This window comes from Mesorhizobium sp. M6A.T.Ce.TU.016.01.1.1 (genome assembly GCF_003997065.1).
In the GTDB taxonomy this organism is placed as follows: Bacteria; Pseudomonadota; Alphaproteobacteria; order Rhizobiales; family Rhizobiaceae; genus Mesorhizobium; species Mesorhizobium mediterraneum.
Map to the genome: position 1 here is coordinate 67,828 of NZ_RZTJ01000018.1, position 26,515 is coordinate 94,342.

At 60.3% G+C, this 26,515-nt stretch carries 28 protein-coding genes and 7 pseudogenes; 17 read left to right on the plus strand and 18 right to left on the minus strand.

Features of this window, described 5'->3' with window-relative positions; all coding sequences use genetic code 11:
- Positions 1 to 65 precede the first annotated feature (65 nt).
- From EOC94_RS25840 to EOC94_RS25855, 4 genes are read left to right on the plus strand one after another with little or no spacing between them, the layout of a single operon-like run.
- Positions 66 to 857 carry an ABC transporter ATP-binding protein gene (locus EOC94_RS25840; protein WP_127294301.1) on the plus strand — a complete coding sequence of 264 codons (792 nt, stop codon included), beginning with the start codon at positions 66 to 68 and terminating at the stop codon, positions 855 to 857.
- On the plus strand, positions 854 to 2,101 hold the full coding sequence (locus EOC94_RS25845) for an SfnB family sulfur acquisition oxidoreductase (protein ID WP_095487019.1): 1,248 nt from the start codon (positions 854 to 856) through the stop codon (positions 2,099 to 2,101). Before EOC94_RS25840 ends, EOC94_RS25845 begins: the two co-directional genes overlap by 4 nt.
- A gap of 30 nt (positions 2,102 to 2,131) precedes the next feature.
- Positions 2,132 to 3,307 carry an FMNH2-dependent alkanesulfonate monooxygenase gene (ssuD, locus tag EOC94_RS25850; protein ID WP_127294303.1) on the plus strand — a complete coding sequence of 392 codons (1,176 nt, stop codon included), beginning with the start codon at positions 2,132 to 2,134 and terminating at the stop codon, positions 3,305 to 3,307.
- The gene (locus EOC94_RS25855; RefSeq protein WP_127294305.1) at positions 3,304 to 4,734 is read left to right on the plus strand and encodes an FAD/NAD(P)-binding protein; all 1,431 of its coding nucleotides are present in this window, start codon (positions 3,304 to 3,306) and stop codon (positions 4,732 to 4,734) included. Before ssuD ends, EOC94_RS25855 begins: the two co-directional genes overlap by 4 nt.
- Positions 4,735 to 5,174: 440 nt before the next feature.
- Here EOC94_RS25855 and EOC94_RS25860 read toward each other — a convergent pair whose 3' ends face one another.
- Together EOC94_RS25860 and EOC94_RS25865 are read right to left on the minus strand one after the other, a co-directional pair.
- Positions 5,175 to 6,233 (minus strand): class I SAM-dependent methyltransferase, encoded by a 1,059-nt coding sequence (locus EOC94_RS25860; RefSeq protein WP_095487025.1) that lies wholly within the window; start codon positions 6,231 to 6,233, stop codon positions 5,175 to 5,177.
- A gap of 57 nt (positions 6,234 to 6,290) precedes the next feature.
- A pseudogene (locus EOC94_RS25865) lies at positions 6,291 to 6,529 on the minus strand (insulinase family protein); the annotation flags it as partial.
- 633 nt (positions 6,530 to 7,162) lie between these two features.
- Between EOC94_RS25865 and EOC94_RS25870 the strand changes: the two are divergent.
- The gene (locus EOC94_RS25870; protein ID WP_127294307.1) at positions 7,163 to 8,116 is read left to right on the plus strand and encodes an IS1595 family transposase; all 954 of its coding nucleotides are present in this window, start codon (positions 7,163 to 7,165) and stop codon (positions 8,114 to 8,116) included.
- Positions 8,117 to 8,342: 226 nt separating this feature from the next.
- Here the strand turns inward: EOC94_RS25870 and EOC94_RS25875 are convergent, their stop codons facing one another.
- Positions 8,343 to 9,005 carry a DUF3800 domain-containing protein gene (locus EOC94_RS25875; protein ID WP_095488096.1) on the minus strand — a complete coding sequence of 221 codons (663 nt, stop codon included), beginning with the start codon at positions 9,003 to 9,005 and terminating at the stop codon, positions 8,343 to 8,345.
- On the opposite strand from EOC94_RS25875, the gene EOC94_RS34190 reads away from it, so the two are divergent.
- Entirely contained in the window at positions 9,004 to 9,165 is a 162-nt protein-coding gene (locus EOC94_RS34190; protein ID WP_164897471.1) for a hypothetical protein, read from the plus strand. The two genes, EOC94_RS25875 and EOC94_RS34190, sit on opposite strands and share 2 nt — an antisense overlap.
- A 29-nt stretch (positions 9,166 to 9,194) precedes the next feature.
- Here EOC94_RS34190 and dcd read toward each other — a convergent pair whose 3' ends face one another.
- The gene (gene dcd, locus EOC94_RS25880) at positions 9,195 to 9,764 is read right to left on the minus strand and encodes a dCTP deaminase (RefSeq protein ID WP_095488098.1); all 570 of its coding nucleotides are present in this window, start codon (positions 9,762 to 9,764) and stop codon (positions 9,195 to 9,197) included.
- Between the two features lie 23 nt (positions 9,765 to 9,787).
- A complete protein-coding gene (locus EOC94_RS25885; protein WP_127294309.1) occupies positions 9,788 to 10,027 on the minus strand; it encodes a hypothetical protein in 240 nt (79 codons plus the stop codon).
- A gap of 349 nt (positions 10,028 to 10,376) precedes the next feature.
- Between EOC94_RS25885 and EOC94_RS25890 the strand changes: the two genes are divergently transcribed.
- Together EOC94_RS25890 and EOC94_RS25895 are read left to right on the plus strand one after the other, a co-directional pair.
- Positions 10,377 to 11,321, plus strand: coding sequence for an extracellular solute-binding protein (locus EOC94_RS25890; protein WP_245465651.1), 945 nt, complete (start codon positions 10,377 to 10,379; stop codon positions 11,319 to 11,321).
- Between the two features lie 188 nt (positions 11,322 to 11,509).
- Positions 11,510 to 11,730: pseudogene (locus EOC94_RS25895) on the plus strand (helix-turn-helix domain-containing protein); the annotation flags it as partial.
- 454 nt (positions 11,731 to 12,184) lie between these two features.
- Here EOC94_RS25895 and EOC94_RS25900 read toward each other — a convergent pair.
- Positions 12,185 to 12,463: a hypothetical protein gene (locus EOC94_RS25900; protein ID WP_095488100.1), complete on the minus strand. Its 279-nt coding sequence runs from the start codon at positions 12,461 to 12,463 to the stop codon at positions 12,185 to 12,187.
- A 428-nt stretch (positions 12,464 to 12,891) separates the two neighbouring features.
- Here EOC94_RS25900 and EOC94_RS34730 point away from each other — a divergent pair.
- A pseudogene (locus EOC94_RS34730) lies at positions 12,892 to 13,086 on the plus strand (DUF459 domain-containing protein); the annotation flags it as partial.
- Between the two features lie 69 nt (positions 13,087 to 13,155).
- Here EOC94_RS34730 and EOC94_RS25910 read toward each other — a convergent pair.
- From EOC94_RS25910 to EOC94_RS34735, 4 genes and pseudogenes are all read right to left on the minus strand, one after another.
- On the minus strand, positions 13,156 to 14,610 hold the full coding sequence (locus EOC94_RS25910) for a glutamate synthase subunit beta (RefSeq protein ID WP_095488102.1): 1,455 nt from the start codon (positions 14,608 to 14,610) through the stop codon (positions 13,156 to 13,158).
- Between the two features lie 41 nt (positions 14,611 to 14,651).
- Positions 14,652 to 14,815: pseudogene (locus EOC94_RS25915) on the minus strand (thioredoxin domain-containing protein); the annotation flags it as partial.
- A 278-nt stretch (positions 14,816 to 15,093) separates the two neighbouring features.
- Positions 15,094 to 15,367: pseudogene (locus EOC94_RS25920) on the minus strand (pyridoxal-phosphate dependent enzyme); the annotation flags it as partial.
- Positions 15,368 to 15,375: 8 nt separating this feature from the next.
- Positions 15,376 to 15,580, minus strand: a pseudogene (locus EOC94_RS34735) (isopenicillin N synthase family oxygenase); the annotation flags it as partial.
- Positions 15,581 to 16,235: 655 nt separating this feature from the next.
- On the opposite strand from EOC94_RS34735, the gene EOC94_RS25930 reads away from it, so the two are divergent.
- On the plus strand, positions 16,236 to 17,165 hold the full coding sequence (locus EOC94_RS25930; protein WP_127294311.1) for a TauD/TfdA family dioxygenase: 930 nt from the start codon (positions 16,236 to 16,238) through the stop codon (positions 17,163 to 17,165).
- Positions 17,166 to 18,403: 1,238 nt separating this feature from the next.
- Here EOC94_RS25930 and EOC94_RS34195 read toward each other — a convergent pair.
- Positions 18,404 to 18,592 carry a hypothetical protein gene (locus tag EOC94_RS34195; RefSeq protein WP_158302651.1) on the minus strand — a complete coding sequence of 63 codons (189 nt, stop codon included), beginning with the start codon at positions 18,590 to 18,592 and terminating at the stop codon, positions 18,404 to 18,406.
- A gap of 482 nt (positions 18,593 to 19,074) precedes the next feature.
- On the opposite strand from EOC94_RS34195, the gene EOC94_RS34740 reads away from it, so the two are divergent.
- The 5 genes from EOC94_RS34740 (at position 19,075) to EOC94_RS35260 (ending at position 21,511) form a co-directional block, all read left to right on the plus strand.
- Positions 19,075 to 19,653 (plus strand): multicopper oxidase domain-containing protein, encoded by a 579-nt coding sequence (locus EOC94_RS34740; RefSeq protein WP_245465652.1) that lies wholly within the window; start codon positions 19,075 to 19,077, stop codon positions 19,651 to 19,653.
- Positions 19,623 to 19,919 carry a hypothetical protein gene (locus EOC94_RS34745; protein ID WP_236473614.1) on the plus strand — a complete coding sequence of 99 codons (297 nt, stop codon included), beginning with the start codon at positions 19,623 to 19,625 and terminating at the stop codon, positions 19,917 to 19,919. Before EOC94_RS34740 ends, EOC94_RS34745 begins: the two co-directional genes overlap by 31 nt.
- 9 nt (positions 19,920 to 19,928) lie before the next feature.
- Positions 19,929 to 20,471 (plus strand): multicopper oxidase domain-containing protein, encoded by a 543-nt coding sequence (locus tag EOC94_RS34750; RefSeq protein WP_236473613.1) that lies wholly within the window; start codon positions 19,929 to 19,931, stop codon positions 20,469 to 20,471.
- Positions 20,468 to 20,692, plus strand: coding sequence for a DUF411 domain-containing protein (locus EOC94_RS34755; protein ID WP_236372580.1), 225 nt, complete (start codon positions 20,468 to 20,470; stop codon positions 20,690 to 20,692). Before EOC94_RS34750 ends, EOC94_RS34755 begins: the two co-directional genes overlap by 4 nt.
- 87 nt (positions 20,693 to 20,779) lie before the next feature.
- Positions 20,780 to 21,511: a hypothetical protein gene (locus EOC94_RS35260; protein ID WP_245465653.1), complete on the plus strand. Its 732-nt coding sequence runs from the start codon at positions 20,780 to 20,782 to the stop codon at positions 21,509 to 21,511.
- A 250-nt stretch (positions 21,512 to 21,761) separates the two neighbouring features.
- On the opposite strand, the gene EOC94_RS25965 is transcribed toward EOC94_RS35260, so the two are convergent.
- The 3 genes from EOC94_RS25965 to EOC94_RS34765 form a co-directional block, all read right to left on the minus strand.
- Positions 21,762 to 22,178, minus strand: a complete 417-nt coding sequence (locus EOC94_RS25965) for a hypothetical protein (RefSeq protein WP_127294313.1) — start codon at positions 22,176 to 22,178, stop codon at positions 21,762 to 21,764.
- Positions 22,179 to 23,226: 1,048 nt separating this feature from the next.
- A complete protein-coding gene (locus EOC94_RS35155) occupies positions 23,227 to 23,355 on the minus strand; it encodes a hypothetical protein (RefSeq protein WP_259980032.1) in 129 nt (42 codons plus the stop codon).
- Between the two features lie 93 nt (positions 23,356 to 23,448).
- A complete protein-coding gene (locus tag EOC94_RS34765) occupies positions 23,449 to 23,826 on the minus strand; it encodes a hypothetical protein (RefSeq protein ID WP_245465654.1) in 378 nt (125 codons plus the stop codon).
- Between the two features lie 238 nt (positions 23,827 to 24,064).
- Here EOC94_RS34765 and EOC94_RS34770 point away from each other — a divergent pair, with 238 nt between their 5' ends.
- On the plus strand, positions 24,065 to 24,313 hold the full coding sequence (locus EOC94_RS34770; RefSeq protein ID WP_236372574.1) for a tyrosine-type recombinase/integrase: 249 nt from the start codon (positions 24,065 to 24,067) through the stop codon (positions 24,311 to 24,313).
- A 46-nt stretch (positions 24,314 to 24,359) separates the two neighbouring features.
- On the opposite strand, the gene tnpB is transcribed toward EOC94_RS34770, so the two are convergent.
- Genes tnpB through EOC94_RS25990 form a run of 3 tightly spaced genes read right to left on the minus strand, consistent with a single transcriptional unit; the run spans position 24,360 to position 25,288 of the window.
- Positions 24,360 to 24,515, minus strand: a complete 156-nt coding sequence (gene tnpB, locus EOC94_RS35160) for an IS66 family insertion sequence element accessory protein TnpB (RefSeq protein ID WP_084831567.1) — start codon at positions 24,513 to 24,515, stop codon at positions 24,360 to 24,362.
- Entirely contained in the window at positions 24,512 to 24,760 is a 249-nt protein-coding gene (locus EOC94_RS34775; protein ID WP_245465655.1) for a transposase, read from the minus strand. The genes tnpB and EOC94_RS34775 overlap by 4 nt, the downstream gene beginning before the upstream one ends.
- A 54-nt stretch (positions 24,761 to 24,814) precedes the next feature.
- A complete protein-coding gene (locus EOC94_RS25990; protein WP_091600632.1) occupies positions 24,815 to 25,288 on the minus strand; it encodes a transposase in 474 nt (157 codons plus the stop codon).
- A 409-nt stretch (positions 25,289 to 25,697) separates the two neighbouring features.
- Here EOC94_RS25990 and EOC94_RS25995 point away from each other — a divergent pair, with 409 nt between their 5' ends.
- Positions 25,698 to 25,973 (plus strand): hypothetical protein, encoded by a 276-nt coding sequence (locus tag EOC94_RS25995; RefSeq protein ID WP_127294315.1) that lies wholly within the window; start codon positions 25,698 to 25,700, stop codon positions 25,971 to 25,973.
- Positions 25,974 to 26,195: 222 nt separating this feature from the next.
- Here EOC94_RS25995 and EOC94_RS26000 read toward each other — a convergent pair.
- Positions 26,196 to 26,321: pseudogene (locus tag EOC94_RS26000) on the minus strand (LysR family transcriptional regulator); the annotation flags it as partial.
- Between the last annotated feature and the right edge of the window lie 194 nt (positions 26,322 to 26,515).

Here is a 26,515-nt window from a genome sequence, read left to right on the forward strand (position 1 = left end):
TTTGGTATGGCGCGGCCGACAAATCTGGCCGGCCGCGCCATCCACCTTCCCGAGCGGAGTCATCGATGTCCATCCCGGAATACCCGATACTGTCAGTTAGCAGCGTGGAAGCTGTCTACAACGGCGCCATCGCCGCACTACACGGCGTCGACTTGTTGGTTGGCAGGGGCGAGATCGTCGCGCTGCTCGGCTCCAACGGTGCCGGCAAGACGACACTGCTGCGCGCCGTATCCAATCTCCTTCAGGCTGAGCGCGGCGCCATTACCGCCGGTCGGATCACCTTCGGTGGCGAGGATGTTTCAAGGGCAAGCCCCTCGCACCTAGTCCGCAGCGGCCTTGTCCAAGTCCTCGAGGGCCGGCATTGCTTCCGCTCGCTGACGGTCGAAGAGAACCTCTTCACCGGCGCGCTCGGACGCTCGTCCTCTCGCACTGGCGTCAAGGCCGACCTCGATCGTGTCTATTCACTTTTCCCAAGGCTCGCCGAGAAGCGGCGAACCCGGTCCGGCCTCACTTCCGGGGGCGAGCAGCAGATGACGGCTATCGGCCGGGGTCTGATGTCGCGGCCGAAACTCTTTGTTCTGGACGAGCCGTCGATGGGGCTGGCACCGCTGATCGTCGACGAGATCTTCAGCGCCCTGAAATGGCTCAACCGCGACGAAGGCCTTTCGATCCTCGTTGCCGAACAGAATTCGGCGGTCGCGCTGAAATACGCCGACCGCGCCACCGTGCTCGAGAACGGCGTCAGCGTGCTGGAAGGATCGGCTGCCGACTTGCGCCAGCGCACCGATATCAAAACCTACTACCTCGGCGGCGCGCCGCTTCCACCGCAACATTTTCCCAAGGAGACAGCAGCATGACCATCCAATCCAGGCAGGCGTCGGATAGCCGCAGTGCCGTCCCGCCGGTCGAACGACCCTCTGCCAAGGCGCATGTGATCAAGGCCGATGCCGAGGCAATCGCTGTCGCCGAAAAACTCGCCGCCGAATTCGCCAGGGATGCCTCCAAGCGGGATCGTGAACGCATCTGGCCGAAGGAAGAGCTCGATGCGTTTTCGCAGAGCGGCCTGTGGTCGATCAACGTGCCGAAAGCCTATGGCGGGCCGGAGCTCTCCTATGTGACCCTGTCGAAGGTGATCACCATCATCTCGGCGGCCGATCCGTCGCTCGGCCAGATTCCGCAGAACCATCTTGGCGTCGTCGCCGCTATCCGCACCGTCTCCGACGAGGCGCAGAAGAAGCTGCTTTTCGCTGAGGTGCTGTCCGGCACGCGCTTCGGCAACGCGTTCTCCGAGTTCGGCTCCAAGCGCGCGGCCGACTTCGAGACAAAGTTCGTCGACGCCGGCGACCATGTCGTGGTCAACGGCCAAAAATTCTATTCGAGCGGTGCTCTGCTTGCCCATCTGGTGCCGATCGTGGCCCTCGATGACGAGGGGCGTGCCTGGTATGCCATCGCCGATCGCGGCGCGCCCGGGCTGACGGTCATCGACGACTGGTCGAGCTTCGGACAGAAGACGACTTTGTCCGGCACGGTCCTGCTCGACAATGTCAAGGTGCCCAAAACGCATCTCGTCCCCGGCTATAAGGGCTACGACAGGCCGACGGCCGACGGCGCCATCTTCCAGATCATCCAGGCCGCGGTCGATCTCGGCATCGCCAAGGCGGCGATCGACGAGACTGTCGGCTTCGTGCGCACCAAGTCGCGCGCCTGGATCGACAGCGGCGTCGATCATGCCTGGCAGGATCCTTATACGATCCAGGCGATTGGCGACCTTCGCCTGCGGACCAACGCGGCAGAGGCGGTTCTGGAAAGGGCCGGGCTTGCGGTCGATCGCGCCGTGGCCGACCCGAACGAGAAGACCGTCGCGGAAGCGCAGATCGCGGTTGCCGAATCCAAGATTCTCACCACAGAGATCGCCATCATTGCCACGAACAAGCTGTTCGAGCTCGCCGGCACACGCTCGACGCTGGCCGAGCACAATCTCGACCGGCACTGGCGCAACGCCCGCACCCACACGCTGCACGATCCGGTGCGCTGGAAATACGCGATCCTCGGCAACTACTACCTCAACGACGTAAATCCGCCACTCCATGCCTGGAGCTAGTGAGCGCCTCCAAATCACAGAGGACCATTCATGAGCATTGCCACTCCCGACAGGATCAAGGTCCTGTGGTTTCTGCCGACTCATGGCGACAGCCGCTATCTCGGCACCTCAGAGGGGGGAAGGGCGGTCGACTTGCCCTATCTCACCCAAGTCGCGAAAGCCGCCGATGCCATCGGCTACTATGGCGCGCTGCTGCCGACAGGACGCAGTTGCGAAGATAGCTGGGTCGTGGCGTCGGCGCTGGCACCGCTGACGCAGCGGCTTCGCTTCCTTGTCGCCGTCCGGCCGGGCCTGCAATCGCCGACGCTAGCCGCGCGCATGACCTCGACGCTCGACCGCATTTCCGGCGGACGCCTGCTCATCAACGTCGTCACCGGCGGGGATCCGGTCGAGAACAAAGGCGACGGCATCTTCCTCAGCCATGACGAGCGCTATGAGGTGACGCGGGAATTCCTCGACATCTACAAGGCGGTGCTTCGCGGCGAGACCGTAGCGTTCGCAGGCAAGCACTTCCGTATCGAGGACGGTCGCCTACTGTTTCCGCCCGTGCAGACGCCACATCCGCCGCTCTATTTCGGCGGCTCGTCCGATGCCGGTAACGCGGTCGCCGCCGAACAGATCGACAAATATCTGACCTGGGGCGAACCGCCGGCGGACGTCGCGGCAAAGATTGCCCATGTGCGCGGTCTTGCCGAGAAAGCCGGGCGCCAGGTGACTTTCGGCATCAGGCTGCATGTCATCGTCCGCGAGACCAATGATGAGGCCTGGGCCGATGCCGACCGCCTGATCAGCCGCCTGGACGACAACACGATAACCGAGGCGCAGAAGGTTTTCGCGCGCATGGATTCCGTCGGCCAGTCGCGCATGAGCCGGCTTCATGGCGGCCGCCGCGACAAGCTCGAAATCAGTCCGAACCTGTGGGCTGGCGTTGGCCTGGTGCGCGGCGGCGCCGGCACCGCCCTGGTCGGCGATGCGGCGACAGTTGCGGAACGGATCGACGAATACCGGCGCATTGGCATCGATAGCTTTATCCTGTCCGGCTATCCGCATCTGGAGGAGGCCTATCGGTTCGGCGAACTGGTGTTGCCGTTGTTGCCGCTCGATCATGAAATCTCGACCCGCCCGACGACCGTCAACATGGGACCGTTCGGCGAAACGGTGGCCGGCGACCATCGGCCTTCGGCACCGCGCGCGAGTCAGTCTTGAGCGCCAGAGACTTGGGCAGGGGACCGGTCGTAGCCATCATCGGTGGCGGCTTTTCCGGTGCGGCGACCGCGTTTCATCTTGCGCGGCTGCTGCCCGCCGGTGCTGCCGATATCGTGGTCGTCGAGCCCAGAGACGGGCTCGGCTATGGCCTGGCCTACTCGACGGCCGATCCTTCACACCGCATCAACGTGCCGGCGTCGAGAATGACGCTGATCTCCGGCCAGGACAGCCACTTTGCCGATTGGCTGGAGCAGACCGGCGCGATTCTCGACGATGCCGAGGCTATTGCCGCAAATGGAGCACTCTACCCACAGCGACGCGTTTTCGGGCGCTACGTGGAATCTTATCTCCAACCCTTTCTCTTCGGCAAAGTGATCCGTCATGTCAGGTCCGCCGTCGCGTCAGTCGAGCTCAGTGGCCAGGGCTACATCCTGATTCTCGCTGATGGAAGGACGCTCGCAGCCGACGCCCTAGTGATTGCGGCGACGCATCCGCCACCCGCCTTGCCATCGGCCCTGCGGTCCGTGGCTGCTGCAGCCCGGCTGTTGGCCAATCCCTATGATCTCGGAGGGCTGCAAGCGATCGGCCGCGACGACCATGTGCTCGTAGTCGGCACTGGACTGACGTCGGCGGACATCATTGCCACGCTGGACCGCAATGGGCATCGTAGCCGCATCGTCGCGCTGTCACGTCATGGTTATCGTTCGCGCAGCCACGCGGTGCTCCCGGTCGACCCGATTGGTGATTTCATCAGTCTGCCTTCACGCAGCGCAACAGTGATGCTCAGACGCATCCGGGCCACGATCCTAGATGCCAAGCGTCGGGGCGAAGACTGGCACCCGGTGCTCGATGCCGTCCGACGTCAGGGACAAATCATCTGGCAGGCCCTGCCGCTCGACGAGCAACGCCGCCTCGTGCGCCATTTGCGCACGCTGTGGGATGTGCATCGCTTCCGCATCGCGCCACAGGTCGCGGACGTGCTCGATCGCCGCGTTGCCGAAGGCATGCTCGCCTATCGCGCCGCATCGATCGTCGGCGCCGAGCAGGTCGACGGGCGCATTCGCGTCGCGATGCGGCCAAGGCGCCAACCCACTCAGACAACCGAGACGTTCGACAGGGTGGTCGTCACGACCGGGCCGGCGCATGCCGATATTTTCCGGACCAACACAGCAATTGCCGATCTCGGGCGAATGGGACTGGTCCGGCTAGACCCGATTGGCCTTGGCCTGGCGACCGACAGCCAAGGCCGTGCGCTCAGCACTTCCGGCCGACCGACCGACAGCATTTTCGTCAGCGGGCCGCTGGCGCGCGGCAGCGTTGGCGAATTGATGGGAATTCCCGAAGTCACCGCGCATGCCGAGCGTATAGCCGCTGAAATCCACCAATGGCTTGGATACCAAACGGCGTTGCGTCGTAAGGCGTCGTGAAGCTGCAAACACGACGAGGCTATCCAGATGACACTCACCGAGCGTATTGCGAAGTGGAAGCCCATCGTGTCGTAAATAGGCCACTGGTCGCGTGCCGCTCCTGGCGCTTTTAGCAGATCCGCTCGACCTCGGAGGTGCCGATCTCCATGCCCAGACTTCGCACCGGCGTCCACCGCTTTGATGACGATCCGAGACGATCAGCCCACCGCGGCGGGTCGAGAAAGCACTGGGCGGGAAGACGCCTACAGCGAGGCTGCTCGCCTTGTGGCCGCAGAGAGGGAAAGAATCTGCCGCCGGACATCGACTTCAGTGGTTTAGAGAAGGCGGCTCGGCAGCGACCTCTGCGTGAACCCAGACGCCTTGAAAAGCCCGATGCGTCCGGATTTTTGGCGGTGATCTTCATCAAATGCGATGAGCTGCAATTTCTGGCGACGGCCACGCTAAGGGCGGGCCTCCAGCACCATGTTGAACGGTGTCTCCGCGGCGCGACGCAATCGCTTGAAGCCGCCGCCGGTCACAACCTTGCGCAGCCTCGCCTCACCGGCCTGGGCTCCAAGCGCGAGCCCGACTTCCTGCGACACGGACGCGGGCGTGCACACGAACGTGGAAGCGGCATAGTAAACGCGTCCGACGGGATTGAGGTTCGCCGCCAGATGATCATGCGCGAACGGCTCGACGATCATCCACGTGCCATCCGGCTTGAGCGATCCGTGGACATGGGTGGCGGCGCCCGTCGGGTCGCCCATGTCGTGAAGGCAATCGAAGAATGTGACGAGGTCGTAGGTTCCGGGATAGCTCTTGGCGGCCGCGACGTCGAACCGCGTGTTGACGCCGACGCCGGCTACCTCGGCCGCCTTGCGGGCGCGCTCAATCGAAGGGGCATGATAGTCGAAGCCGACGAAGCGCGAATTGGGGAAGGCCTGTGCCATGAGCACGGTCGATGCACCATGACCGCATCCAACATCCGCGACGTCCACGCCGCGTTCGAGCTTCTCGACGACGCCCTCCAAGGCCGGCAGCCAGGAGTCGATCAGATTGGCATTGTAGCCTGGACGGAAGAACCGTTCCGTACCGCGAAACAGACACGCGCTATGATCGTGCCACCCGACGCCATTGCCGGACTGGAATGCCTGCCTCACCTTTTCTTCATCGAGCCACAGCGCGGACAGGAACTCGAATGCGCCTGCCATGAAGGCCGGGCTGTCTTCATCGGCGAACACCAGCTCTTGCTCGGCGTTGAGATAGAATTTGTCGCTCGCTTCGTCGTAGTCGACGTAGCCCGCCGCCGCCTGCCCGGAAAGCCATTCCCTTACGAGGCGTTCCTGGGTGCCGGTGCGTGTCGAAAGTTCGGCGGCCGTCATCTTGCCGCCTTCGCGCAATGCCTTGAACAGGCCGAGTCTGTCCCCCAGCAGGACTCCCGCGCCCGTTGCGATCGCACCGAGATCGCCGACCATTTTCCCCAAGAATGCGTCCAACTTTTCCTGATTCGCTTCAGACATCTGAATCTCCCTTTGGGTTCAATCTCTCCAGGCGACGGAGCCGTGCTCGTCATGAGGCGCCTTGAGCATCAGATGCTCGAAGACATGCAGATATCCCCGGCGGCTCATCCGCGCTGCCGATCCTGCACCAGACCATATGGGTGACGACCGGCGCGGTGGTCGGGAATGACAGCCACCTCCATGCCGTTGAAAAGCAGGAAATCCGTCACTTTGCCCTCGTCGGTAACCGGCGGAGCCGGAGTGGTCGTCACCAGGGCAAGCCCTGTTGCAGCAGGTATCCTTGGGCAGCCTGTCATAACATCGATGACTCCGGTTGTGGTGCCGGGGCGGGCGATCAGGGGCCAAGTGATTGTTCCGCGGCGGCTGTATGTTGTGGTAAGGTGATCATGCGAATTCTTGTTGGTCGGTCACGTGTTTTGCGGATGACCCGCATGTACTGTGCCAAATGAGAAAACCATTCAAACGCAATCCAGTAGATCTGACTGTATCCGACATTGTCGGAATTTGGACATCGCCGAACGCGAAGCGCTCGGGGCTTGTGACGATACTTGAGCGTGCTGCTTCGGAGGAGGGATGCGCCTCGAACCGGCCGCGAGGCCTTTTTCTGGCAACGGATATTCCGGCCGGGTTAGGCCGCGAGGAAAGCGACGGTGAATAAGAGGTAGAGGACCAACCGTTTTGAGCAGGTAGTTGCCGTGTTGCGCCCCCAGGCAAAGGCCAGCACCACGGAGCAGTATTTCTGGTGGCGATACTACAACGCCTTTAAGTGCCGGTTACCCGTTTTTACCCAGTTGGCCTGGTGCATTCAGAGCGAGGTCGTTGGAAACCGCTTATTGTGGCTATGGGCGAACTCGGGATGGAGGAGTGGGCGATTATATATTTGACAAACCCAACGGGATGAGCGATAACGATTCCAAGGAGTTAAAGCCATGTCCGTTTTGTCCCGCCCCTACTTCCACGACGAAGCCGCCGCATTCGAGCATGTAGAGGCGATGCTTTGGCCGCAGGGTCCGGTCTGCCATCACTGTGGATCAATGGATAAGCACTACAAGCTGGCTGGCGTTCGCTCCAAGCCTTCGAAGAAGAACCCGCACGGCGTCGAGCGCCATGGCCTCTACAAGTGCTCGGCCTGCCGTGCCCAGTTCACGGTTCGCATGGGCACGATCTTCGAGGAAAGCCATTTGCCCCTGCACAAGTGGTTGCAGGCCATCCACCTTATGTGCTCGTCAAAGAAGGGCATTTCCTCGCACCAGCTCCACCGCGTTCTGGAATGCACCTACAAGACGGCTTGGTTCCTGTCGCACCGCATTCGCGAGGCCATGCGCTCGGATGACTTCACGCCTATGGGCGGCAACGGCAAATTCGTTGAGGTTGACGAAACCTACATCGGCCGCCTTGCTGGCGTTCCGAAGCAGAGGACCGGCGCGGCTCACAAGAACACCGTGCTTACCCTTGTGGAGCGTGGCGGCATTGCCCGCTCATTCCATATCGACAGCGCTTCGGTTGCCCGCGTCCTGCCGATCGTCAACGCCAACATCCACAAGGAAAGCGTCTTCATGTCGGACGATGCGCGCGTGTACGACAACATTGGTCCCGAGTTCGCAGCCCATGGCAAAATCAATCATGGCCGCGAGGAATACGTTCGCGGCATCGTCCACACCAACACCGTGGAAGGCTATTATTCGATTTTCAAGCGCGGCATGAAGGGCGTTTACCAGCATTGCGCCGAACACCATCTGCACCGCTATTTGGCTGAGTTTGATTTCCGCTACTCGAACCGTTCGGCCATGGGCATCGAGGACAACGTTCGCTCGCTCATCGTCTTGAAGGGCACCAAGGGCAAGCGCCTGACTTATGGGGGGCCTCGTCAAAGCGAGGCATGAGCACTGCCGCAAGCCGGTCCAGTTGAAGCTGCCGCTATGGAAGTACGAAAAGCGGAAACGGCGCTGCTAAAGGCTCATTTCGGAACCGGAATGAACAATCAAGTGACACCCGCTTGATTTGGTTGACGAACTAAATCATATTGCTGATGCGGTTGGCACCCAATGATAAGCGCCCCGGGGCGCTCCTCTAAAAAAGGTAGTTGGGAGTGCGGCCGCTTTTTTCTTGTCAGTAGTAGTGCTTGTCGCCGTGCTTCCACAGGTCGAATTCGTACGTGATTTTGTCACGGATGAGTTCATAGGAGCGGGTATCCTTGCCGCCCGATTCCCATTTTCGTTGGATGGCCCAAGTGCAATAGTCGGCTATCTGCAAACATGGATCTGTGTTGGCAGGCCAGAACGCAACCCGCCAGCTATCACTGCGAATCTTCTGCTTCACTACGTCCCTTACAGAGTCCTCGAATGCGATCCGCTTTTTCTTGGTTCCGATAGACGCGACGGTGATCATGATTTCGTTGGCCGCCTTAAGATAAGCATCGGACGAATTCTGAAAATGGAAATGCCAACCGATCTTGTAAAATCGATCCTCTGTGACTCGCACCTTTGGAATGGCTTTGGACTTTTCCATCATGGTCGCTTGGATGGTGAACTTCTCATTCGCCAGGACATCAAAGACAGCGTTGCGCACCTCTTGCCGATCGGTCGTGGCGTGGAAGTAGTCGCCTAGCGGCGCACCTTGCCAAGCTAGGTCACGTCTCAACTCCTGAAGTTTGATGCCTATGCTGCAATCGGGTAGAATGGCCGTGCAGACGATGTAATAGCGGCTGACATTTTGCGCCTTGGAGAAATTGAAACAGCCAGCTTCATCGGCGAACAGAAAGATTCGACTCATGCCAGACAAAGAAGCAGCACAGATCGAAAAGTTCAAGCAAGCAGCGCGTGAACTGGAAACCGACCAGTCAGAGGAAGCCTTTGACCGCGTGTTGAAGAAGGTGGTGAAGGCCGCGCACCCTAAGGACGACAAGGCACCGCCGCAGCCTAAGAAGGCCTAGTCATACGGGCTGGGTGTTGACCGGTTAGCTTAGCCTTTTTTCGCGTCCGCCTTTTGGCCAGCAAACCGTCCTTCATATCCCTTTGTGGGAGTGCCAAGCGTCTGCTCAAAAATCAATTGGCAGATCTTCATCCCTATCCGTAACCGCACCGGCAGCTTGTTGTGGTTTACCATCTCAAGTCTGATCTGACCGGTAAAACCAGCATGAATGGTAGGGGCCGTCAGGTGGATGCCAATGCCCAATCTGGCCAGCGAACTCTTTCCTTCCACTCTCGCGGCAATCCGAGAATGAATTTTCAGCTCAACCACTTCACGAGTCCAAGCTAGGACCATCTGGCCGGGCTTAAATTCGTAACCGGCATCGGGATCAATCTTGATGGGACTGGTTGTCTCAACCATCACCTCTTCGTGATTGTATCCCTTCTCCGAAGGATCGATGCAAATACCCAAGCCAATCTTTGGGTCTTTAAAAACGGTGAGCAAATCACCGAGAGTTAGATCGAGGCTGGTGGAACTGTAATATGATAGGTCAGGGACGGGCTCTATTCTTATCGCTTCTGTACTGATTGCGATTTGGATTTCTCTGTCGGTAAGTATCATAGCCCGTCCCCCCGTTTAGTTTTTTAGTCTACGACTAACCCTTGCGGAACCCACACCCGCCATGAACCATTGATTGTCTCGCGGGGCAACTCAACTAAGAGATTTGAGTCCTCACGATCAACTGGCCAACCAATATCCAAACTATCGCCACTCAGCGAGCGATGGTGAACCACCAGACGTTCTGTTCCCGCTACTGTGTCAAGCGATACAACCACCTCGCCAGGATGGTTTCCTTCGCCGATCTGTTTGACCTTTAGTTTCATCAATAACCCTCCATGCTGCTTTTAGTTCTTTTTTTCACAAGATCGAATCGACGTTGATTCGCATATGGTCTCGACACGGTTTCGTCACATTCTCCGTGGGAGTGCTTTCTGAGTCACAGGGAACATAACATGAACAGTGTGGCCCAGATTTGACAACTAAGCGAATCACAACGTGTTTCAAGTGTCGCCGGCGCTGGGTTAATGAACCGTTCGCCGGGTTTGTCAAATATATAATCGCCGAGGAGTGGACCCAAAAATTGGCAAAATGCCCCAGGGAGGATTACATGGGTCGCTCATTCCCCGTACTCGTTACAGGTGCGCGTCGCTACGCAAACAGCTTGCTTTTGACTTGGCGTTTTTTGCCGTCTCGGCATCGCTCACTAATTCGGCCGCTGCCGACACCGTGAACTGGCGTCAATTCGAAGGGACCAGCATAACTTGGGCCTACGACATCCACCCCTATGCGGATGCTCTCGCTGCGCAACTTCCGGAGTTCGAGAAGCTGACCCGGCATCAAGGTCACGCCGGAACTCTACCCAGACGATTCTTACTGGAACAAGATGACGATCCAACTGACGACGAAGTCGCCAGCATGGGATGTGTTCGGCACTGGCATTCAGCCCGCGTAGGACCTCGCTCCGAGTGGCGCCCTGGAGCCGCTGGACAAATACCTGAGCGATCCGAAGCTTACCGATGCTGGATACGACTACATTACGTGGACATGATCAAGAAGTGCGCGGCTCCTTCCTTCGCCAATGATAACTGGTACCAGGTCGTGGACGGCATCTCGTCCGGCCGCACCGCGATGACGATCGACTCAAATATGTTCGGCTTCTGGAACGATGTTGCGGGGAAGCCGGCATCCGGCAAGATCGCCTTCGCTCCGCCGCTGCACGCACCGAGCGCCACGAGCTTGGATTCTGACATCTGGATCTGGGCTCTCGCCATGAACGCGGCTTCCGAAAAGAAGGGCACGGCCTGGCTGTTCATCCCGTGGGCCACCTCCAAGCAGGTGGCGCTCAAGGGTGCCCTTGCCTGCCAGCTCGTCAATCCGCCGCGCACGTCGACCTGGCAGGACGACACCTGGACTAAGTACGCTTCGCAGCCCGAGTTCAACAACTTCGTTGACAGCTTCAAAAAGATACAGGACCACGCCGCGCTGGCTTTCACACCGCGTGTCGGCTTCGGCGAAGCCATGAACGCATGGGCCGTGGCGATGCAGAAGATGGTAAACGGCGATGACGTCGAGACGACGTTGAGGGCGCTTGCCGAAGAAATCCGCACTGGCCTCTGATCAAAAGGAACAGGGCAGTACTATTGCACTGCCCTGTTCCCGCCAACGGCGGAGATCACGCCGTGTCACCCCAAGCACTTAAACCCAGCGTGCCGATGGCAGCCGAAGGACCTGGCGCGCGCGCCTCGTCCGGTTCGGCTTCGCTGGAGGGGCGTTCCATCGACTGTTTCAGCCTTGCAATCATCCAGGCGCTGGCCAAAAGCCAGATGGAGCGCCGGCTCAGGAACCGGCGCAAAAACTCGAGCCTGCCGGCGCTGATCGAGCTGGTGCTGGCGCGGCCGCTGGTGTCGGCAGGTCTGGTCGCGGCCGAGCTGAAAATTAGCCAGCGCGCTGCGCTCGGGCTGGTGCCGAACTCGGCATCCGTGAGGTGACCGGCAGGGGGCGCTACCGGGCGTGGGGCCCCGTTTAGCTGCGGCGGGCTTTGGCGAAAGCGACAGCACTGATGATTTTTGCTGTACGCTCATTCTCCCTCATCTGCGCGTTGACAGAAAACCAGCAGCCGAGGGTCACAGCACGCTGTGCTCCCCGCGATTTCCGGAAAACCAATGAAAAACGACTTTGATCGATCGCGCGGGACGTATCATTCAACCATGTCGAGAACGGGCGTGACGGCACGTACACTATGGACCGAGAGAACTTTGTCTGGCGACTTTGCGCACGCCTGCAGAACTCTTCGGAAAACTTCCTTCTGTTGATCCAATGATCGTAATGAGCTGGAGTGGCATCGCCGCTCTCCTCGGTTCTTGCTCTCTCAGTTGAACTTGATGCTAGCCTGCACGAACACGCCGTAGCGCTTTGCCTTCCAATCGTCGGCCTGCGGGGAACCACGACCGCCCATTGCCTCTTCGAAATGAGCGGTGCCGTTATTCGCCACGGCCCAAGACCGCCTCGAGCTGGACGCCATGCCCATCGCCGTCTTCGGGAATTAGCTTGATCTTGGGGCGCATGTGGTGCTGATCTTTGCCGTCGAGCCGCGTGAAGAGGAACGCCACGTCACCAGAAAGGCTGAGTCGCTCGGTGAGTTGCGTCTGCCCGGCCAAGCCGAGTCGCAGCGAATGCCAATCGTTGTCCTGGCTGATGAGGTTGACGTAGGTGGGACGGTTGGCACACAGGTTCCCCAGTTGGTCGCCTGCTGCGTGCAACCGAAAGCGTCGTAGCTCTCGTGCCAGAAATTGTTGCCAACAAAAGCACCGATGCGGTAGCGCGGCGAGTTCAAGAAATTATATCCAAGATCGGCGGTGAAATAGCTGACGCCGCCCCCGCGCTGATCACTGAATGTGTTTGAGTAGCCCCCCATTTCCGTAAGAAGTCCTCGTCATGAGAAAACCCTCCCTGATGCCGCCCGCACCGAGGAGGCCTTTACGAAAATGCCAGTCGGATTGTGGATCGCGTTGAAGAAGACTTCACTCGAACTCGCGTCTAGATCGTCATAGGTGAGCCGCGAGACCAGGTACCTTTATGATTGTAAAGTTCCTTCGATGCTTTGCCGGTACTGGGCCAGTAGCGTAGTCCACCCTCGAACGAAAAGACTGAGGCCGCCGACCCGGCTACCGACGCCGACTCGCAATCACCGGCACTCGACGGCGGTTCGGAACTTCTCGGTGCCGCAGCGCCGGCCAAGCCGGACGGGCCCGGTGAAAAATTCGTCGTCGAGGGCAAGGCGCCCGCTGCTTCGCCCGGCCGCGCCGACGATTTTTCTTGGCCGCCAAGGCGGCAGCCTGCGGCCGGGGCCACAACCGAAACGACCACGGCGATCAGTCCGTAAGCTGCCCGGGGCAGCGGAAGGGCGGAAAGCGCCTTCAGGTGGCCGCACAAGTAGGGTCTCGAGACGGACTCAGCGCGGCAGCACGCTCGATCCCATCAGCGCCTCATCGATGGCGCGCGCCGCCTGGCGGCCCTCGCGGATCGCCCAGACGACCAGCGACTGGCCGCGCCGCACGTCGCCCGCGGCATAGAGCTTTTCGACGCTGGTCCTGTAGTCCCGGTCATTGGCCTCGACATTCTTCGAGCGGCGGCTGTCAATGGCGATCTTCATCTGGCCGGCCAGTTCCGACACCGGCCCGCGAGCGGCTGGCCCGGCAAAGCCGATGGCGATGAACGCGAGATCGGCGCGGATGACGAATTCGGTGCCGGCGATCGGCTTGCGCTTTTCGTCGACTTCGCAGCATTTGACCCCGGTCAGCTGGCCGTCTTCGCCGATGAATTCAAGCGTCGCCACCTGGAATTCGCGCTCGGCGCCTTCGGCCTGCGAGGATGACGTGCGCATCTTGGTCGCCCAGTAGGGCCAGACCGACAGCTTGTCTTCCTTTTCCGGCGGCTGCGGCCGGATGTCGAGCTGGGTGACGCGCACCGCGCCCTGGCGGAAGGCGGTGCCGACGCAGTCGGAGGCAGTGTCGCCGCCGCCGACGACGACGACATGCTGGCCGCCGGCAACGATCGGGCGCGATGGCCATGCCACCGACTGGATCGGCTCGCCGCCGATACGCTTGTTCTGCTGAACCAGATACGGCATCGCGTCGTGCACGCCGTCGAGATCATCGCCTGGGATGTTGGCCGGACGCGGTGTTTCGGAACCGCCGCAATAGAGGACCGCGTCATATTCGGCGAGCAGTTCGGCGACCGGCTTGTCGACGCCGACATTGACGCCACAATGGAAGCTGACACCTTCGCCCTGCATCTGCTCGATGCGCCGGTCGATATAATGCTTCTCGATCTTGAAATCGGGGATGCCGTAGCGCATCAGCCCGCCCGGCCGGCTCTCTCGCTCATAGACGTGAACGTCATGGCCGGCGCGACCGAGTTGCTGGGCAGCGGCCATGCCGGCCGGCCCCGAGCCGATGACGGCGACGCGCTTGCCGGTCTTCCGTTCCGGCGGATAGGGCCGGATATGGCCGGTTTCATACGCCTTGTCGGCGATCGCCTGCTCGATCGTCTTGATGGCGACCGGAATGTCCTCGAGGTTCAGCGTGCAGGCTTCCTCGCAAGGTGCCGGACAGATGCGGCCGGTGAACTCCGGGAAATTGTTGGTCGAATGCAAGTTGCGGATCGCATTGTCCCAGTCGCCATTGTAGACGAGGTCGTTCCAGTCCGGGATCTGATTGTGGATCGGGCAGCCGGTCGGCCCATGACAGTACGGAATGCCGCAATCCATGCAGCGCGCGGCCTGCTTCTCGACCTCCTTGTCCGACATCGGCAGCGTGAATTCGCGAAAATGCCGGATGCGGTCGGAAGCCGGCTGGTACTTGTGCACCTGCCGGTCGATCTCAAGAAACCCTGTTACCTTGCCCATAGTCCAGTTCCTGCTGTCCAGATGGCGCGCCTGGCGACGCCCTGCAGCTGGATCAGATGGGGCATCCCGTCCACACATGGGCCGCACCAAGTTGCCCAAAATTCGACTATGTACACTTGCCGGGCTCAAAGCTCGTGAGGGGCTCGCCATGCAGCCAGTTCTCGACTCTAATCGAAGGAGCCGGGGACTCCATCTGCAATACCACGTTGCGGCCCAAAGCTATTTCCAAAGGTTTCTGCACGAGCTGGTTTCCTCTCAGAGACGGCACACGGGTTCAGGGAGGAGCGCATCGCTCGTCTTGCCCCATTGAGTGCAGTCACAGTCACTCAGTCTCAAAAGCCATGCCAACGCGCTCAGCGCGCAGTTAGCGCCCATTGCTTCGAAAAACCTCGTCAGTGCCCAGATGTTGGTTGTAATGAACCTGACATTTGTCTGACGCTGTCAGCTTTTGGACACGCGATCACGCGCTTCGTGCCGCCAGAAGGCCAGGCCGAGCCCTGTGTTGCCAGCGGTCGCTTCGATGATTGTACCGCCCGGCGCGAGCTGGCCACGCTGTTCGGCATTAACGATCATCGACAACGCAATGCGATCCTTGATCGATCCGCCGGGATTCTGGCTTTCGAGCTTGACGAAGAGACGACACCTGCCGGTATCGAATCTCTTCAGTTCGACGACCGGCGTCTCCCCAATCAGATCGAGCACTGACAAATGGCGGACGCAGGCGAGAGGACGCCTTTGTCGACGGTCGGCGGAACATCTCGAGGCTCATGCGGCTGCGGTCTCCAGAATGTCGGCATAGTGCCGTTGCGCAATATCGGGATGCGAGCGCAGTCGGCTCTTCAGCAGTTGCGGAACAGTGGATTGTCGGGGTCGCTGGCGGGGCACCCGCTTCGGCAGCCAGTTCAGGCGGCAGGTCAAGAAACCGTATGTCGGCATCAAGCCGCGCGCCGAAGAAGAAGGGAATCGAAACAGTGCCCTTCGAAAGACCCAGGGCGACGGAAATCATTGCATCGGGCGAGTTCATGCGCCTGAAGCAGCGCTGGCTGCAACTGCTTCATAGCGACAGGCGGGCGGAGACTCTAGCGGGGCTTTCGCCGCTTGGTTGATTGAGGCTCTCGACGAAGCCACTAAGATTCGGCGGCCGATAATAGCTTGCTGCTCATTGGGACGCCGACCAACGCCGGGATTGAGAAAGGCAACCCTGCCCCACAAGACGGGTGTCACACGTGCGGTGCGTCCGCTCGTCGCGCCGGATGGTCTTTGAGACCTGGGTTCACGGCTATTCAGATGCACCCCTGTCGGCTTTTCGGTGCAGGCCGCCAGGCGGGTGTTGCAGCAGCGGCAATTAGTTTGAGAGCGTGCGAGCACGGGGCTGCATAGTGAGATCATTTGCCGGCGTGGGGACCAAGGTGTGGCGCAGCCTTAGAGAACTCAACACCGAGACCGGAGCAACGGAGACGGCTCTTTCGTCGAGACAGTTTAATTTGGAACATTATTTCTATGTTTTAGTCGATTATCTTGTTCAATAGCTCTGTCGACTAGCGGTGAGACTTTTCAACGCAGCGCGGACATCCGCTGGCCGGATGTCACTTGCTATCCCTTTCAAGATAAAACAGGAGACCCGCATGAGCAATCCAGTCCTCGTCAACCGGACCATTCCTGACTCCGACGTTGTACCGCTGACCAGCCGTGTTGGAGCTGAAATCAGAGGCGTTCGCCTTGGCGGAGACCTTTCGGACGCAGCGATAGCAGCCATCAACCAGCTTCTTCTAAAACACAAGGTGATCTTCTTCCGCGGCCAGGAGCATCTCGACGATGCGGAGCAGGAATTGTTCGCGCGGCGTCTGGGTAACCTTGTACCTCATCCCACGCAGGGGCCGGCAGCCGGCACGGCCTCAATCCTCAATCTCGATTCCGGCCGTGGCGGTGGCAGGGCAGACCAGTGGCATACCGATGTGACTTTCGTCGATGCCTATCCGAAATTCTCGGTCCTACGTGGCGTCGTCATTCCGGCGGCGGGGGGCGACACGATCTGGTCCAACACGCACGCCGCGTACGAGAATCTGCCGGCGCCGCTCAAAATATTGGCGGACAATCTGTGGGCTATTCATAGCAATGCCTACGACTACGCAGCCGTGCGCCCGCGCGCCACAGCCGAAGAGAAGAAGCACTTCGAGGAAGTCTTCACATCGACGATCTACGAGACCGAGCATCCGGTCGTGCGCGTCCATCCGGAAACCAGGGAGAAGTCGCTGCTGCTCGGCAATTTCGTGCAGCGCCTCGTCGGCCTTTCCAAGAGCGATTCCGCCAAACTCTACGAGGTGTTCCAGTCCTACGTCACTGCCCCGGAAAATACCGTGCGGTGGCGCTGGCAAGTAGGCGACGTCGCTATCTGGGACAACCGTGCTACCCAGCATTATGCGGTCAACGACTATGGCGACCAGCACCGGGTTGTGCGTCGCGCTACGGTTGACGGTGACGTTCCGATCGGCGTCGACGGTCGCCGCAGTATAACCCATGTCAAGGCAGCCAAGGCGGCGGCGAAGGCAGCCTGACCGTCTGAACAGGGTAAAGATGAAAACTTCGTATCGCCGCGGCCATATCGCGCTGCTTAACCGCCCCACAAAGCCTTATGATTTCCGAGAAGCAAGGCGAGTTGCGGGCTCGAGGCTTGGCCCGAAATCGAGGTCCTGCAGCGTGGCGCATGGCTCGAGTCGCTGCTCGTGGCCCCGCTGCAGCGGTACAGGTCCCCCGCCGCCCCACCATCTCGCCCGCCCTGCACCTCGGATAGCGATCATTCACCGTTTGTTCATTATGATAGCGCACGATCATAACTGGACATGCTGGTAGCTCGTACATGCCTGAAGGCCCTGCGCGCCGACCCAGCGCCGGGGCCTTTTTACTTCCGCAAAATCGATTCCAGCAACGCGGGCACTTCGCAGGATGTCGCAATCCCGCGCTTGCGATGATACGCCGCACAGCGAATTGCGCGAGTCAACGAATTTGGGTTTCTCAAATATAGAATCGTCGATACCGATCCTGATGGATCGAGCCTCGACGACGAAGTCAACCATCTTCAAACGGAATTATTCAACATTGCCGAGAGCTCCCGGTGTGCCGTCGAAGCCGACATTCGGGAGGTCAGCGGTCACCAACGATCATGGTGATCGCCAGCATCTTTCGTATTCACATGACCGTCGGCCTGGTACTTTCCCGAGGCCATGACATGAGTGGGTCTTCCAAGCACCGATTTGGCCCGGTAAGATTTGCAGGGGGCGCGGACAAGCGGATGAACAAACGGAATGATGCTGGAAAACTGCGCGCCTGCTGGGGATTTAGCCGACCGTCGATAGGGACGTAGCCCTGGTCGACGGCTTTCTGAAGGGCAAGAGTTTCGCCGACCTGGCTCAGGAACATGGCTTGTCGACAACGAGGGTGCGCCAAATCATCGAGAAGGCCGATCGGCTCGTGGGCCGCGCATTCAGACCAAGACTGAAACGTCCAACGCCTCGCCTCGATCCGATTTCATGGTCGACTATCCCTATGTGTGCAAATTGGCCGAGAAGCACCGGCTGGCTAGCGTCACGCCGCATCATTCTTTGCGGAGCTGGAGCGCGCGGGATCGCTGGAGCGGCTGGTGAAAGCGGTTGCCGGGGCGCACGCCAACAACAACACGTGAGCTGGCGCCTCGTGTGGCAAAAGGAGAGGGCGAGAGCCCATGGCCTGCAATGAAGCGATCAAGCATTGCGATCGTGGAACCAAGCTGCCCAGTCGACCATCCGGACCGCGGCCTTCAATGCCAGCTCGCCTTGGAATCGGCCTTCCAGGAATTGGCTGAGCGCGCAGCGGAATCCGGCTGGACCGAGGAGATAGCCACGCGCTCCTCGAACTCGCCGGCGCGCGCCTCAGGAGCGACTCCGCCAATGACGAGACTGAGAGGACGATTAATCGTGCCAGGGCAACGAGAGAGCGGCAGGTTCAAGAAGCTTCGCCTGACCCGATAGGAACGTCGCTGCGCCAATAAAATTGGCGGTGAAGGCTGACCGCGGCCGAGTCGGGCAAGCGAGCGAAGTGCTGAAATAAGGGCGTGAGAATCCAAGACATCGTTTGTAGAGAGCATCGAGCTTCGCGAGATTGTGGTACAGGATCGACCGCAGGTGTTCTCGGAGCGCTCGCAGAACCCGGGATTCTTCCGCGGCACCCCCCAAGGCGAAGAACGGTCAGAGTTGCACGATAACGCTTAAAAGCGAGCCTTCCTCCGAAAGTCTGCGCGCGCAGTTCCACGGTCCGATACGCCTTCATAGCTATTCCAATCGCCGCGCCCATTCTCTCCCGGATCAGGTCCAGCGGGTCTGCAGTGCATGCGCCCCCAAAGTGGACGCCATTGGGCCGGGTGAACCGGCCTCGATTGCGCGCCGAAGGCCCGTTCCAGGCCCGGAAATCCGGGTCCGTCAGGGCGAGCGCGTGCGGGTCGAGGTAGAGAACGGCCTTGCCGAGAAAACGACCGTGCACTGGCATCGCGTGCGTGTGCCACATGCCATGGATGGCGTGCCTCACCTCACGCAGAAGCCGATTGGAGCGGGCGAGCGCTTCGTCTACGAGTTCGACGCCGTCGACGTCGGCATCTGCTGGTATCACCCGCACCAGCGGAGCTTCGAACAGGTCGGGCGCGGACTTTATGGTCCGCTGATCATCGAGGAACCGAAGGCGGTGCGGGCCGATCGCGAGGTGACCTGGATGCTCGGTGACTGGGGGCTGACGAAATCTGGCGCAATCAGCGAGGATTTCGGCAACCGGCACGACATTCACCACAATGGCCGCGTCGGCAACACGGTTACCATCAATGGCCGCGTGCCGGATACCTTTGCGGTCAGAAAGGGCGAGCGCATCCGGCTGCGGCTGATCAACGCCGCCAATGCACGCATCTTCAGTCCCGACTTCACGGGTTTTCAGGCCGGCCGTCATCGCGCTCGACGGCCAGCCGGTGACGCCACACGCGCCGGAGGCGGGTGGTGCTGGGTCCCGCAATGCGCACCGATCTGATCCTCGACATGACGGGCAAGCCGGGCAGCCGGCTTTCGATCTTCGACCAGTTCTACGAGGGGCTGGAATATGAGCTCGTCGATCTTGTTTATTCCGACACTCCGCTTAGGGCACGTGTGCCTGATTGGCCGCTGACCCTGCCGACCATTCCGCTGCCGGAGCCGGACCTCGATACAGCGTCCCGCAACGAAGTCGTCTTCACCGGCGGCATGATGGGCGAGATGGTGGCGCAGGACATGGGTGAAAGCATGGGTCCGGGCGCATGATGCAGGACGATGAATTCCGGCACCGCCTGGTTCATCAACGGCGTCGCCGCCGACGAGGCCAATCACGACATGAAGCCGGGGCTGACGCTCTTGCGGAATAAGAGCCACGTCATCGCCACGACCAACGCAACCGCGTGGCATGATCCGATCCATCTCCACGGCCATTCCTTCCGGGTGATTTCCCGCAACGGCCAGCCCACCCCACGTCGCGAATGGCAGGACACGGCGCTGGTTTCGCCGCGCGAGAAGGTCGAGATCGCCTTCGTCGCCGACAATCCCGGCAATTGGATGTTCCACTGCCACGTTCTCGAACACCAGGCGGCCGGTCGCCTGACCAGTCCACAAGCCGAAGGAGAAGCAAAAATGTCCAATACCCTGATAGCTCTTGTCCTCGCCTCGATCCTGTCAGGCGCCGCTCCGGCGTTCGCCGGCGAAAGGACGTCACGCTCTACAAGAACCCGCAATGCGGCTGCTGCGAAGGTTATGCCGGCTATTTGCAGGAAACGGCTTCGCTGTCACCGTCAAGGCCGACGCACGACCTTTTCGCCATGAGCCGCGAAGAGGGCATTCCGCCGGAAGCCGATGGCTGCCTTCTCTCGTTCATCGACGGCTATGTGGTGAGCGGCCATGTGCCGGTCGGCACGGTCAACAAGCTCTTGACCGAGCGGCCCGACATCAAAGGGCATGACGCTGCCCGGCATGCCGATGGGCTCCCCCGGCATGAGTGGCACGAAGGAAGCGCCCTTCGAGATTCTCGAAATCCGGAAGTCTGACGGGACCGGCGGCGTCTACGCCACGGAATAGGAGGCTTCGATGATGGAATGCATGAGCGGCATGATGATGTTCGGCATGGGCCTGGTGTGGCTGCTTGTCGTCGTCGTGCTCGTCTCGGGACGGCCGCGCTGATCAAGTACCTGTTCTCCAGCGGCGGCAAAGGAGAAGGGCGTCGGTCCTCTTATCGATGCGTGGCCGCGGCAGGCCTCGGATTGGTCTGGACATTGCCTTGGCTCGCCAACCGGATGGCCGGTGGCGCCCCGGCCGCGGCGATAGCGCTAGGCAAGACGGTTTTAGCCAGGCGAAGGTCAGCGCGATTGGAAAGCCCGCTGCCTTCGGGACGCATGCCGGCGCCGGGACCGGCCGCGGTCGTCGGCGGCGGCTACCAGAGCGACATGCCGGGCTTCGGGAATGTCCTCACCGACGAGGAGATCCGGGCCGTTCTGGCCTTCATCAAAAGCACATGGCCCGAGCGGGAACGCGCCTATCAGGCAGATGAGCCGCCGGGAGCGGGAGCAGACACAGTGAGACCAATCCTAGCCGCGGAGCCCTCGAACGCCCCCAACCGGAATGCATTGTCCATGAAAGCGAAACCGTCGCTTGCGATTCAATTTCTGGCGCTGATCCTCGCGACCTCCGCGCTGGCCCACCATCCGGGCGCCGATCTCGACAAGATGAGGGACAGCGCGGAGAGGTTCTTCCAGGCGGTCGACAAGCAGGCCGCGCAACCTTTCGAACTGGCCGACGCGGACGGAAGGGCCGTCCGCCTTTCCGATTTCTCCGACAAGATCGTGGTGCTCTACTTCATGACGAGGTAACCTTGGAAGAAGAAGGCGACGGCCACTGGCGGCAGGATGGCAAGCACGCTGGCCGCAAAAAGCGGCCCATACTCATAGAAGCGGGCCGGTTCTGTCGCAAATCGTGCTTTGGGCCACAACTGGACGCTTTCGCGCGCTTATGGACCAGCTCACATGTCCAACAACGCAAGCAGATGACAGGGCTCGACGTGCCCCGGGGTGGCGCCCTACTTCCACGCTCGCACTGTCACACTCCCGCCGAAAGGCGGGTTTAGTGAGTTATGGCAGTGACTGTGCCACCAGTCCAAACGTCGAGTTTCGCGGCAACTTCGACGCTTTCCTTAGCTGACTTGCCCAAAACCAGCGCGGCCAAAGCATACTGCTTGCCGCTCCCGATGGCATAATATTCACCTTTCACGGGATCACTTGGCAGCCAATTGCCGTCCAACAATACGGCTTCCCCATTTTTGCGCACTATCAGCGCCTCAAATTCAAAATTGTCGTCGTTGCGCGGCACAGGAACATCAGAAACATCCATGCCCTTCTCAACCCAGTCTCGAACGGCCTTTGGAATACCCAAGGACGAAGAGGAAACGCCGATGAGTGTGCCGTCGCATAAGCGAAACACCTTCGTTTTCTCACCGACGGATACTGAGTCAAAACCCAAGGCTCGGCCGTCGCCAGCCATGGTTCCGTTCCTGTAAGCTATTGTTGTCATTGGCACCCTTCTATCGCTACATCAAACTTCAGGACCTTGCGCATGTCCCCTGTGTCAAGGTCACTGACCGACGGCCTATTTGCCTGATACACGATACAGGCTGCGCTCCTTGAGTTCGCGCACGGGTGGCCGTCATCTTGCCGCCTTCGCGCAATGCCTTGAACAGGCCGAGTCTGTCCCCCAGCGGGAATGACAACCACCTCCATGTCGTTGAAAAGCAGGAAATCCGTCACTTTGCCTCGTCGGTAACGGGCGGAGCCGGAGCGGTCGTCACCGGGCAAGCGCGGTCGCAGTAGGTATCCTGGGCAGCCCGTCAGACATGGATGGCTCCGGTTGTGGTGACGGGGAGGGCGATAAGCAAGTTCGGGCCAAGTGATTGTTCCGCGGCTGTATGTTTTGGTGAGGTGATCATGCGACTTCTTGTTGGTCGGTCACGTGTTTGCGGATAACCAGCATGCGCTGTGCCAAATGAGAAAACCATTTAAAGTCAATCCAGCAGATCTGATTGTATTCCGACATTGTCGGAAATTGGACATCGCCGAACGCGAGCGCTCGGGGCTTGTGATGATACTTGGGCGTGCTGCTTCGGAGGAGGGATGCGCCTCGTACCGGCCGCGAAGCCTTCCTGCATTTAAGGCGCCAGATCAATTGAACGCGCATACCAGTCAGCCGTCCCGTCGTTTAGTCCAAATGGCGATCCATCTCAGCGCGCTCACGCCATCCACCTTTCTGCGCGACCCAAGCTAAACACGCTCGGCGATGATTAGGATACCTACTACATCTGGACCCGCCCGGCCTTGCTCGCCTGCGAGACTTGAGGCGTTCGTCGATCGGATAGAGGTTTCGATTCAGGAGACGTGCTTCGTGATGCGGCCATGATAGGCCGGTCCCTCACCGACTGCCGCACGCTCGGAAGAAGCCAAGGTAGGCGACAAGCCTCTGTGGATCGCTGAAGCGCCGAATGTTGCCGATTGCCGCGGCAACGTTCGCACCCACGGTGACGTCGGAGGCAACGTCATCAGGCGACGGATTGTCGGATCCTAGTGGGCACCACCGCGATATCCGCCTCGACCACCGTCAACGCCTCGTTGATCTGATTGATCAAGCCGAGGTGGCACTCGATGGCGGCGCGCTCAAGGAGCAGCATGAGTTAACACCTACTCCTAGCGCCGCTCCTGGAGTCCTATTTCCGCCGGCGCCTGACGAAGCAGCGCAATGCGACTCCCGCGACCGTGGCCAGCTATCGCGATGCCTTGCGCATGCTGATCCTCTTTGCCGCCGCCCGATTGCGGAAGAAGCCGGGGGCGTTGGCGCTCGAAGAGCTGATCGAGATCTCGTTCTCGCTTTTCTCGACGAACTCGAGGAGAAGCGGAACAATTCCGTCACCACGCGCAACGCCCGCTTGGCCGCGATCCGATCTTTCTTCCGCCACGTCGCTGCCGCCGACCCGGCATCCTTCGGCGTCGCCCAACGCGTGCTGACGATTCCCATTAAACGGACGCACATTGACGTGACGTACCACCTCACCACGGCCGAAGTGGACACCCTCATCGCGGCGCCAGATCCAAAGACGCCCCGTGGTCGGCGCGACCGAGCCTTTCTGCTCTTTTCTTGGCACGAACCGGCGCCTGGGCCTCCGAAGCCACCGGCGTCAACGCAAACGACCTTCAGTTGGAGCGGCCGCACCCACAAGTGCTGCTGCGCGGCAAAGGGCGTAGAGACCGCGTCGTCCCCATTGCTAAGGACCCGGCTGCGGGCGCTGACATCCTTGTTGAGCGAGCGCGGGATCGCCCATCACGAGCCGCGACCGATATTCCTCGGCGCCCGCAACGAGCGCCGGGCCTACCAGACCGGCTTTGGCCGACAAGCCCATATCGCCGCACATCTTCCGGCACTCCCTCGCCATGAAGCTTCTCCAGTCCGGCGTGGACCTTTTGACGATCCAAGCCTGGCTCGGGCATGCACGGGTCGCCACGACCCACCGCTATGCCACAGCGGATGTAGAGATGATGCGCAATGGACTCGAGAAGGCGGGCGTCACCGGCGATCACGGCGTGCGTTTCCGACCAAATGACTCCGTTCTGCAACTGCTGAACTCCATCTGAATGTTTATGTGGCGGAGGCAAGCTGGGTTTGGCCGGTCCGAAGGGGTCAGGGCGGCTCCGCCACATAATCTCGCCCGACGCATAAATGCGGATCCCGGCCCAATGTCTCCTGAACCTGCAGAGCGAGACGCTGCATTCCGCGACGCATATCGGTCCGGCCCACCGCCAACCAGATCCGCACCTGGCTCGGGACCGGGATCATGAAACGCCCCGCGCCTTCACCATCGCCGCTGCCAGTGTTGGCGGCGTGGTCAGTGGAATCCGCAGCCGCACCTTGCCGGCGACCTCCAGCTCGATCACCACTGGCGGCGGGAGCGGCTGGGCGCGTTCGTCAAGAACGTCTTCAGTTGCCGGCTGCCCGGTCTCAGGTCGAAACAGCTCGTTGCGCCGGTATCGGCTGCTGGGCGCGACGCTGTTCGCTGTGTCACAGGAAGAAAGGAAGGTCACCTTGGAGCTCAGGTCAGTCGCCCCTCGGGCTTTTTGCCTATGGCGGCAAAGGGCTCAAGCAAGCCCGAGCTTTTTCCTGAGCTCGGCGTTTTCTTTCCGGAGCCGGTCAGCGAGGAGCTTCTTCAGACGGGCGTTCTCTTCTTCAAGCTTCACAAGATCCTTGAGCTCATCGCTCTGTGTTGTCTGCCCAGCAGCCCTTTTCCAGTGATAGTACGTCTGTTCCGATATTCCAGCGTTCTGAACGGCTGCCTTGATACTCTCTCCCCGTCCGATCTGCTTCTCGATCTCGCCGAGCTTCTGGGCACGCTCGTTCTCAGAGTAATTTCTCCGCGCTGCCCGGACTGTAGGCGAAGCGATCGCTTTAGATGAAGACGCCTGAAGAGCCGAGCTGGCGGCTCTGGTTCGTATAGCACCTGCGCGCTGCGCGGTCCGCTTCCGCGTCTTCGGCGCCTTTGTATCGGGTGTCTGTTCCTTCACGGGCACCTCGCCTGCTGCCTGGGTTGCCTCAGTTTCCTTAAGGTTGGACATCAGAAACTCCCTGCGATTTCAAACATCTATTCTAGCACGCAGCATCTAGAACTTATGGGCTTTGTCAACTGCGGCCACAAAACCGTGCTCGCCAATGTCGCCGTCCGACGCGTTAACATGATGCCAGTAACTGCGGCAATGCAATCGGTTCGCAATCCGCAACAAAGAGTATCGGCTGGATGTGCACGACGCCCCAGTCTCTGAAACAGCGTAGCCGCCCGGTAAGAGCCGCTTTCAGTCTGCCTTAGAAACAAAGTGGTCGGTCGCCACTCCCGCGCATACTATCCGTCTACTCTTGCTCCTCGCACGGCGCCAGGTCCTCGTCATCGATGCCGGGCAGCGTCGCAGCGGCTAAGCCAGCCACTCGCATTGCTCCCTGACAGGATGGTGCCGATCCTGCTGAGATCGCATGCTGGCGCGACGTTGCTTTGCGGCCACCGTCGCGCCTGCCCGTGAACTGTTCGCGCCTGTGCTCATGCTCGCCTTGACACCCTCGATGGGTCCATCCGGGATGGTCAACCATCCGGAACATAGCGGGCAGGCGCGCATCTTCACCAGCAGTCTCTGTGTCGCTCTCCTGGCGGCAAACAAGATCGAGGCTGGCGGGGTGATGATCAACGGTCCTCGAACCATCGATTTTGATCGCGGTGGCCGTTCAGTGTGTTCAAACACGAGGCGCCGTTAGACGGCACCGCAGCATCATAGCGAAGTGCCATGCAGGACGACTCCCTGCAGCATCGTCTCGCGCAGCCAAACACTTGCCGGATCACTGTTGTGAACGGCCGGACGTTTGACGGCCTGTGACGCGAAAAGGCAGCGGAAGATCTAGCATTTATGGGGGAAATGTTTTTTCGGAGTGCTTGACCCGCAGGAAGGGCAGGGCATGACTGCCTATCGCCCGACCCGGCAAGGCCGCACTCATGACCGGCTGGGCTCGGATCCTGCATGCCGCGCCCGTGAGGTTGCGCTCTGTCGGGAGTGCGTCGAGCACAACGAGGAGATGTAGTTCACGACCTTTGAAACGCGTGGTCAACTATCCAAAGTGTGGATGCCTTTCATCGAAACAAACGATTTCATCAATGTTCTGGAATCCTGCATGGGCAGAAGCACCTGACGCACACCGATGCCCCCACTGCCTCATGGCGTGGCGAGCGTCTTAAGAAACCGCCCGAAAGGAGATTTTTCATGCGCTCTACCGGGCAGTGGAGTGCTGGGAAAGGGAGTTGC